Genomic DNA, 7,685 nt, shown 5'->3' with positions numbered 1-7,685 from the left:
CCGAGCAACCTGCTTGCTGCGCAAGCAGGTTGACGCTCCCTCCGCTGTGCTCCAGGAGCAGGCCACCAGGCGGCCCCAGCCAGGCTTCGCCCTGCCGGAAATGCGGCCTGCGCTACGCTCCGGCCGCAACGCCCCCACTGCGTACGGGCAACCGGGCACGCTTCGCGCGCCCGAGGCCAGCAGCAGGGACGGGAGAGGGCGGGGCTGTGCATCGCAACTGATACAGCATGTTGGCTCGGTGAAACCGTCACACCCACTGCATCAAACTTCAACCCAGATAGTCTCTGGAGCCGACCCACATCCCCGCCTCCATGCATGCTTTACTCCGGGAAGCTACCTGACGGTGCATCAGAAAATCCGACCGTGAACGCAGAACACCCCGCCGGACCAATTCACGCCCCAAGGTGTCCACGGTGAGTTGTAGTCTGAACTTGATGCAGGGCTAATCTTCCGAGTTTTCCCAGACGGTGAGATCTCCTCGATATGCGCCGGTCGCATTATCCAGCTTTCCCACGGTTATGTAGGAGATTCGCCCCTCTGCTGACATAGCGCAGAAATGGCCCTCGGGAGTGACTGGAAGTGTTTCTGCCCCATACGTAGAAACACGGTTTGCGTCCTGCCCATCCCAGGCAGCGATCGTGGGGTCGGTCGTGAAGAATCCGCCGCCCTTCCCGTACATGGTCGCCTCCTTCAACTTCTGGTCGCCAATGAAGTATTCGTAATTGATCCAGAGGCTCGCACCGGTGTTGCTTGACAGCACCTTGGGCGGGACCGCGTCGAGGTCGAGGTAGGTGAGGTTGACGCTGCCGGACCATCGGCTCTCGTCTACGCCAGGACCGCCTCACGACAACGCACCAGCTCGGCCCGGCGGCGTTCCAGGGTCGCGGCGGTTTCCTCCAGCCGATGCTGCCGCTCACGGCCGGCGGCTGAGCCTGCATCGGCTGACTGCCGCAGCCTCTCCAGTTCGTCCACCACATCCCGCTTTCACTGCCGGACGTCGGCCAATTCCCCTGACAGCTCCTCGACTTCCCGGGTGAGCTCGTAAATACGCAGCATGTGCCGATAGCTGCGCCCCCGCTCCGGCAGCTGCTCACTCAGCAGCCACAGCACACGGCCATAAGCCTGGCGAGCGTCGCCGAGCACCTCCGGAGCCACATCGCTACGCCGTGCCACTCCCGCCAGCAAAGCCTCAATGCAGCCCGGATCGGGGACACAGCCGTCGACACCTTGCCTTTCATAAGCAGAGATCATCGAGTGACCCACCCCCAAAACAGCAGCCAAATGCCACTGACCCTCCCCCACCCCCTCCCAGAACAGCCTCAAGCATCCGGCTAACCCTCTTCACACCTTCACCGAAACCAGCTCAGGCACAAACCCTGCCATCCCATTCTCCCACTCAGCCATGTCCCCAGCCCTCAACGCCAAGTTCGTGGAGGTTGGGACTCATCAGCCCGAGCGTCTCATTGACGTCGATCCGGTTGGGAGCGCCGCGGATCTCGTAGACGTACCCGTTCCTCACACCCACCCCACCGGCTCGAGCAGCAGCCCGTCCAGTGGACCGCCGGCCAGTTGGGCGTAGCGTTGCCCTGGCTGCGGGCGGCGGTGGTCGGGGTCGGTGCCGTAGATCCGGCCGCGGGCAGCTGCTCATCGTAGTTGTCCGAGGACGGGCTGGTCCTGGGCCGCCTGGGCAAGTCTGTGCTGCCGGTGGAAGACTTGCCGGGATCGGTGCGGAAGCGGGAGAGGCAGCCGCCGGGCTTCTGCGAGGCTTGCGGGCAGCGCGCGGCAGCGAGCCGAGGGCTTTGATGTCGGTCAGCCGCGCTTCGAAGTCGCGGAGATTCGGCACCCGTCGTTCCCGTAGGTCCCCGCTCGGCATCAGCGGTCTGTGCCGAGTAGTTCGTCGTCGCCGTGATGACCAGGCAGCCCGCCGGATGGACGTGGGTCGGTGTATGACACCGCGCCGGAGGGCGTGGTTGGGGACAGGCGGCACCCTTCCGGGGGCCGTGTCACAGGGGAAGGGTTATGCCCAGCTGCTGCATGGCGCTGGAGGGCGGGCCGCCTTCGGAGCGTTCAGTTTTGTAGCCCTTGATGCGTGGTTCGAGGGTACGGGGGTCGACGGCTTCTGCTGGGGCGCTTTTGGCGTACAGGCCGTCGGGCTGACTGTCGCGGTCGTGGGGCAGGAGCCAGAAGACGCGGCGGCGGAAGGTGCCGGAGGCGCGGGAGGGCTTGGCGGTGGGGCCGAGGAGGGCGTAACCGACCATGCGTCCGTCGCGGTGGTAGGCGGGCTTGCCTTTGCGGGTGGGCAGCCTGTCCAGGCTTTGGCGGACGTAGTCGAGCTGGTCGATGTCCTCCAGCCACACGAGTTCGGTCTCGTGGCTGATCTCGTCCTCGGTGATCAGGGAGCTCATCAGCCGGCGTCCCTTTCCTCGTCGGTGAGCAGTCCGATACCCGGGTAGTGCTTGCGCTGGTTGGACAGGATCATCTCCTTGGGGGAGGCCAGTCCCACGAGTTCCCTGGTTCGGGCGGCGAAGGCCCTCGAGGACATGACCGGTGCTCCTTCGTTTCGGCACCACGTTTTGTAGGTGGCGTAGAGCGCTGTCTGTTCCGCGCGGAGGTCCGGGCCCAGTACACAGCATTCTTCGTAGAAGCGGCCGGTATGGTCTTCGGTTTCGGCGTAGGCGGTGGTGGCGATGCGGACGCGTTCGGGGCCGGTGAGGTTGCGGTCGCCAGCGAGGTAGCGGTGGGCGCCGTCGATGAGCCAGCCGAGGATACCGGGGCCTTCCTCGGTGACGAGGATGTCCGCCAGGTTGTCGATCTTTCGGTGGTCCGGGACGACGCGTTCGAAGGGGATCAGGCGCATGCGGCGCCAGAATGCGAAGCCGCCGGTGCCGACTTCGGGGCGGTGGTTGCCCAGCAGCCAGAGTTTGTGGGTGGGTTCGAAGCTGAAGAAGTCCTGCCGCATGCGGCGGGCTTTGATCCGGTCGCCGCCGGTCAGCAGCTTGACGCGGGCCTCGTCGAACTTGTCGCCTGGCTTGACCTCGGAGCAGACGATGACGCGTCGGCCGTGCAGTTCGGCGAGGTCGGTGGGGTGGCCTTCGTAGGGTCGTGCCATGAGGAAGCCGGGCGGGGCGGCGTCGGCGTAGTCGCCGAGGAGTTTCATCAGTACGTCCAGCAGTACGGACTTGCCGTTCTTGCCGGAGCCGAAGAGGAAGGGCAGGATCTGGCCGCCGACGTCGCCGGTGACGGAGTACCCGAGCAGCAGTTGGAGGTAGTCGATCATCTCCTGGCCTTCGGCGTCGTTGCCGAAGGTGTCGGTCAGGAATCTCTCCCAGCGGGGAGTGGAGACGTGCTGCGGGCCGACGGTGGTGGAGCGGGAGTGGAAGTCCTTGTTCGGGTCGGGGCTTTTCACCAGTCCGGTGCGCAGGTCGACGATCCCGTCCGGGGTGCACAGTGCGTAGGGGTCGGCATCCAGCAGGGCGGCGTTGAGGACCATGCCGGGGGCGGATTTGGCCTGGGTGAGCATGGCGTTGATGCCGGTGGTGGACAGGGCGCGGCGGCGGTGCTGTTGCAGGGCTGTGGTGGTGAAGATGCCTCGGGGGTCGTGGGTGGCGATGCTTTCGGCGAGGTCGCCGGCCGCCCACAGGACGGTGTCGTCCTCGTCGATCTGCCAGCGGGTGGTGTCCCACCGGTACCAGCCGATGCCGGGAACGTGGCGGTAGTCGTTGGCGTAGAGCCTGACGAACAGCTTGGCGTTGCCGCGGTCGGAGAGCGTGTCGGGCAGCAGTCCCTCTGCGGTTGCCTCAGCGGCCGGGGCACGGTCGGGGTCGGCCTGGGCAGGGAGGGGCACGGCAGCAGCGCCCTGGGCGCGGATCTGGGCGGCAACAGCTTGCGGGTTGAACTCGAAGAGGGTCTCCGGCCTGGGGGACGTCATGGGCGCCTCCCGCTGCCGTACAGGGGTCGCTCGAGGCCTGCGGTGAGGCCGCTGCGGATGATCTGGTCGATGCGGCGCTCTTGCCCGGGGCGGGCTGCGAGGGCGGTTTCCTTCAGGGCTTGTTCGGCCTCTTCCTGGGGAAGGCGGCCGGCTGCGACAAGCCCGCCGAGTGTGTAGGCGGCGCGGTTGAGGGTGTCGGAGAACCCGGCGCCTTCGGCGACCTTGCCGCAGGCCTCGACGGGAGCCAGGACCGTGGCGAGAGCGTTGTGGACACGGTCGCGTCCTCCGCCCGCTGCGAGGACGGCCTGACGGGCGCGGGGCGGGACCGGCCGGGGCGCTGGAACGTCAGGGGCCGGCAGGTGGCCGGTGCGTTCGAGTTCCTGGGCGAGCCAGAGGGGGAGCGCTGCCGGGGCACGGGTGTCGCCGACGGGCGTGTAGGTGCCGTGCTGCGTGGTGGTGCCGGGGGCGACGATGTAGCTGCCGTGGGCGCGGATGTCCACCTGCCAGGCCAGCGCGCGCCCCGGGCTGGAGCCGACGGAGGACTGCCAACGGCGGCTGTCTCCGGCCCGGTACCAAACGTGTAGGCCCCCGGAGGGGGTGCGGACACGCAGGGTGGTTTCGTCGTCGGCGGGGCTGGGCTGGCCGCGCAGTGCCGCCAGGACGGCGAGTGTGTGGAAGCCGTTGGACAGGCCTGTGAGGTCGATGTGGTCGGCGATGGGGATGCCGGGGAGGATTCGGTCCCGGGCGGGCGGCCGGGCCGGGTGGGCGTCGATGTCGATGACGACCAGGCCGGCTGGGCCGCAGGACACGCCGATGCCGAACTCCGGGTGGTTCTCCCACCAGTGCTGGATGCGGTCCTGGTCGAGGGTGGCTGCGTGGAAGCCGTGGCACCAGCGGCCTGCGGGGAGACAGGGGCAGGATGCGGGCGGGTGGGGGTTCGAGCGGCAGTCACTGCAGTTGGCGGCCGGGGTCTTGCGGCCTGCTGCGAGGGGATGCACAGGCCAGCCTCTGCGCGCGCACCAGCGGGCGGTGGCCACAGACAGCTCAGCGACTGAGGACCCGAGTGCGGGCTGTCGTGAGTAGCTGGGAGGAAACCGCAGTTCAGCAGGCATTCACACCCCCTACAGCGACCGAAGCGACCCAACGACGGACACAGACTAGCGAACGTGGCTGGTGAGGTGGTGGAACACATGCGAAAGAGCCCTGGCCGGGATGGCTGCCAGCGACCGAGGGAGAGGGGCAGCGACTGAACTGTCTTCGGTCGCTGCCGCGCGGTGTGTCTAAAGCCGCACTTCAGGTGGGGTGCAGTGCCTCAAACAGCGACTGAAGCGACTGAAGCTTCCTATATATGACGCACACGCGCACACGCGAAGGCTTTATATACCCGGAACTTCAGTCGCTTCAGTCGCTACACCCAGGCTGGCAGCTCTGTGACCTGCAGCTTTACCGTATTCTCTGGCAGCTACCGAAGAGTCGTTGAGTCGCTGGCTTTCAGTCGCTGAGCCAAACCCGGGGCAGCGACCCAAGCGACTGAAGCGACCGGGCGCCAGAGAACCAGCCACTCAGAGCTCTGGTTTCCGCTTCCTCAGTGTGAGTCGCTTCAGTCGCTCGGTCTGCGGCTTCACAGTGCGGCAGGTACGGCCGGTTTCATGGGGAGCGACTCCCGGAACGTCCAGCCCGACCGGCTCCCCGCCCTGCGAGACCGGCTCCGCCGGCGCTGCTCCCGCTTCGGTGAGCCAGAGGCACGCTCGTGGGGTTCTGCGGGGTGCTACAGATCGAACTCGATGTGCTCGATGTCGGTGAAGCGGACCTCTTCCAGGCTGCCGGCGCGGCGGCCGCTGTCCTGGAAGTACACCTCCTTGAGTGCTTCGGCGGCGATTTCCTGCAGGCGCTGGTCGGTGGCGCCCTGCTGCTGGGCGTCGAAGAGGCGGGCGGCGTACTGCGGCGGCAGCGCGACGGTGAGGTGGCGGAGGCGGGCGTCGTCGGTCGTGCCGATCGGCGCGGTGTAGCCGATGCGGGCGCGGGTGTCGATGACGATGCCGCCGGTGGTCGCCGCCCGTTCCTTGGCCTTGGCGCGGATCTGCGGCTGCCACCGTTTCCTGACCTCGGTTTCCAGACGGGCGGCGAGGTCCGGGCGGGGTTTCTTGATCTGGTCCTTCACGTACCGCTCGACGGTGCGCTGGGAGATCCGCAGCATCTGGGCGACGGGCCTGGTGCCCTTGAGCTGCCTGACCAGGTACCGCATCCGCGCGCCGGCGGACTTCGGAATCGGGCGTGTGAACGCGCGCTGTACCGCCTTGTCCAGGCCGTCCCCGAACAGGGTCATGAGCTGCTACTCCCCCTCGTCCTCGTTGGTGGCCTCGCCGGTCTCGATGGAGCGGGCGAGGTTGAGCTCGGGGGCGTTGAACTGCTCGCGCACACCCTCGCCCCACAGCCCGCTCTGGGTGCCCTTGTGCTTGACCCTCCCGGGGGAGACGCCGAGCCGCCAGCCGCCCGGGAGGGGTTCGCCGTCCTGGCAGGGCAGGAAGTCCAGCGGGCGCGCCCAGGCGTACGCCTCCTCCGTCAGGACCTCCGCCTGGGTGCGGCGGAGGAAGCGGGGCAGGTCGGCGAGGAGCGGGAGTCCGTCGGGGACCTCGCACGGCACAGGTTGAACCGGGTGCTCGCCCAGCGAGCCGGGGTTGTGCCGGCGGTGCCGCTTACCCGTCTCGTCCGGCTCGGACGCGCGGGTCGTCGGGTGCAGGGCGGTCAGCAACTCCAGGCCAGTCACGGCGGTCGCCCCGCGTGGCGTCATCACCCAGGACGCGTACGTGCCGAGCAGTTGGGCGAGTTCGGACGGCGGGAGCTGCTCGGCACCCTCCCAGTGACGGGTGTCGAGCGCGTGCCACGACGGCATGCACAGTTGGCCGCAGCTGTGCATCCCGTCCTGCGCCGGGCGGGAGATCCGCGCCCACGGGCCGAACCCACGCTGCGTCAGGGGCTCCCCGAGCTTCGCCTTCTTGAGGGTCCAGTCGACCAGGGACGGGATCGACTTCGCGGGCTCGTCCAGGACCAGGCCGCCGAGGCAGTACGCGAGGACCTGGCTGTCGGCGTCGACGTCGACGACCGCGAGCGGACCGTTGGCGAAGCGCGGCTCGGCGCCGCCGGCTGGGGCGTTCGCTGTGGCCTTCCTCGCGTCCGGCTGCCGCGATGTCGACGACGGCCCGGCGGTGCGTTCCGGACGCGATGCGGCGGCCCGAGCAGCGGCGTTGGAGGTGGAGCGGTGGGCGGTGTTCTCGGAACCAGTCATGGCCGCCGCTTCAGAGGGCGGGGCTGCGGCCAGAGCCTCTGCTTCCAGGGGCGGGGCGGACGTGCCGGGGAACGTCTCCGGTACCGCAGGCGCCGTGTCTGACTCGGCGTCGGGGGCGGGGAAGCGCGCGGCAAGGTTTTCGAGCAGTCGGGCGTAGGCGGCGCGCTGTGGCGACCGCGGCTCGGTCTTGCCGGCCTCCCAGTTCCCCACCGCTTCCCGGCGAATTTCCAGGGCGTTTGCGATCTGGGTCTGGGTGAGCCCGGCTGCCGTGCGCAGCCGCTTGCGCTCAGCGGGCGGCGGAAGGTCGTCCTGGGCGACCTGCTTCAGGAGCGCATCGACCGCGCTGAACAGCTTCTTCTCGGTGGGCATAAGGTTCGCCTCCGCGAGACACCCTACACGCATCGCTCGTTGGATCGCTTGTTGGATCGCTCGTCTTGCCAAGCCCGATCGCGGCGATCGTCTGCTCGGCGA

At 68.1% G+C, this 7,685-nt stretch carries 5 protein-coding genes and 1 pseudogene; all 6 read right to left on the bottom strand.

Going from position 1 to position 7,685, the window contains the following annotated elements:
• Positions 1 to 984: 984 nt before the first annotated feature.
• Positions 985 to 1,251, bottom strand: a complete 267-nt coding sequence (locus ACPT94_RS30225; protein ID WP_360335227.1) for a hypothetical protein — start codon at positions 1,249 to 1,251, stop codon at positions 985 to 987.
• A gap of 752 nt (positions 1,252 to 2,003) precedes the next feature.
• Complete coding sequence (locus tag ACPT94_RS30220) at positions 2,004 to 2,405, bottom strand: DUF6009 family protein (RefSeq protein WP_425247285.1); 402 nt, start codon at positions 2,403 to 2,405, stop codon at positions 2,004 to 2,006.
• The gene (locus tag ACPT94_RS30215; protein WP_425247284.1) at positions 2,405 to 3,928 is read right to left on the bottom strand and encodes a DNA primase family protein; all 1,524 of its coding nucleotides are present in this window, start codon (positions 3,926 to 3,928) and stop codon (positions 2,405 to 2,407) included. The genes ACPT94_RS30220 and ACPT94_RS30215 overlap by 1 nt, the downstream gene beginning before the upstream one ends.
• Positions 3,925 to 5,040 carry a bifunctional DNA primase/polymerase gene (locus ACPT94_RS30210; protein WP_425247283.1) on the bottom strand — a complete coding sequence of 372 codons (1,116 nt, stop codon included), beginning with the start codon at positions 5,038 to 5,040 and terminating at the stop codon, positions 3,925 to 3,927. The genes ACPT94_RS30215 and ACPT94_RS30210 overlap by 4 nt, the downstream gene beginning before the upstream one ends.
• 656 nt (positions 5,041 to 5,696) lie before the next feature.
• A complete protein-coding gene (gene tpg / locus ACPT94_RS30205) occupies positions 5,697 to 6,254 on the bottom strand; it encodes a telomere-protecting terminal protein Tpg (protein ID WP_425247282.1) in 558 nt (185 codons plus the stop codon).
• Positions 6,255 to 6,443: 189 nt separating this feature from the next.
• A pseudogene (locus ACPT94_RS30200) lies at positions 6,444 to 7,583 on the bottom strand (helix-turn-helix transcriptional regulator); the annotation flags it as partial.
• Positions 7,584 to 7,685: the final 102 nt, after the last annotated feature.

The organism is Streptomyces aurantiaciflavus (assembly GCF_049808595.1).
GTDB lineage: Bacteria > Actinomycetota > Actinomycetes > Streptomycetales > Streptomycetaceae > Streptomyces.
This window is presented reverse-complemented; position numbering and strand designations above follow the sequence as displayed.

Excerpts from the sequence above, each read along its gene's own strand:
- ACPT94_RS30225 (WP_360335227.1), bottom strand. The coding sequence starts at position 1,251 with ATGATCTCTGCTTATGAAAGGCAAGGTGTCGACGGCTGTGTCCCCGAT.
- ACPT94_RS30220 (WP_425247285.1), bottom strand. The coding sequence starts at position 2,405 with ATGAGCTCCCTGATCACCGAGGACGAGATCAGCCACGAGACCGAACTC.
- tpg (WP_425247282.1), bottom strand. The coding sequence starts at position 6,254 with ATGACCCTGTTCGGGGACGGCCTGGACAAGGCGGTACAGCGCGCGTTC.
- ACPT94_RS30215 (WP_425247284.1), bottom strand. The coding sequence starts at position 3,928 with ATGACGTCCCCCAGGCCGGAGACCCTCTTCGAGTTCAACCCGCAAGCT.
- ACPT94_RS30210 (WP_425247283.1), bottom strand. The coding sequence starts at position 5,040 with ATGCCTGCTGAACTGCGGTTTCCTCCCAGCTACTCACGACAGCCCGCA.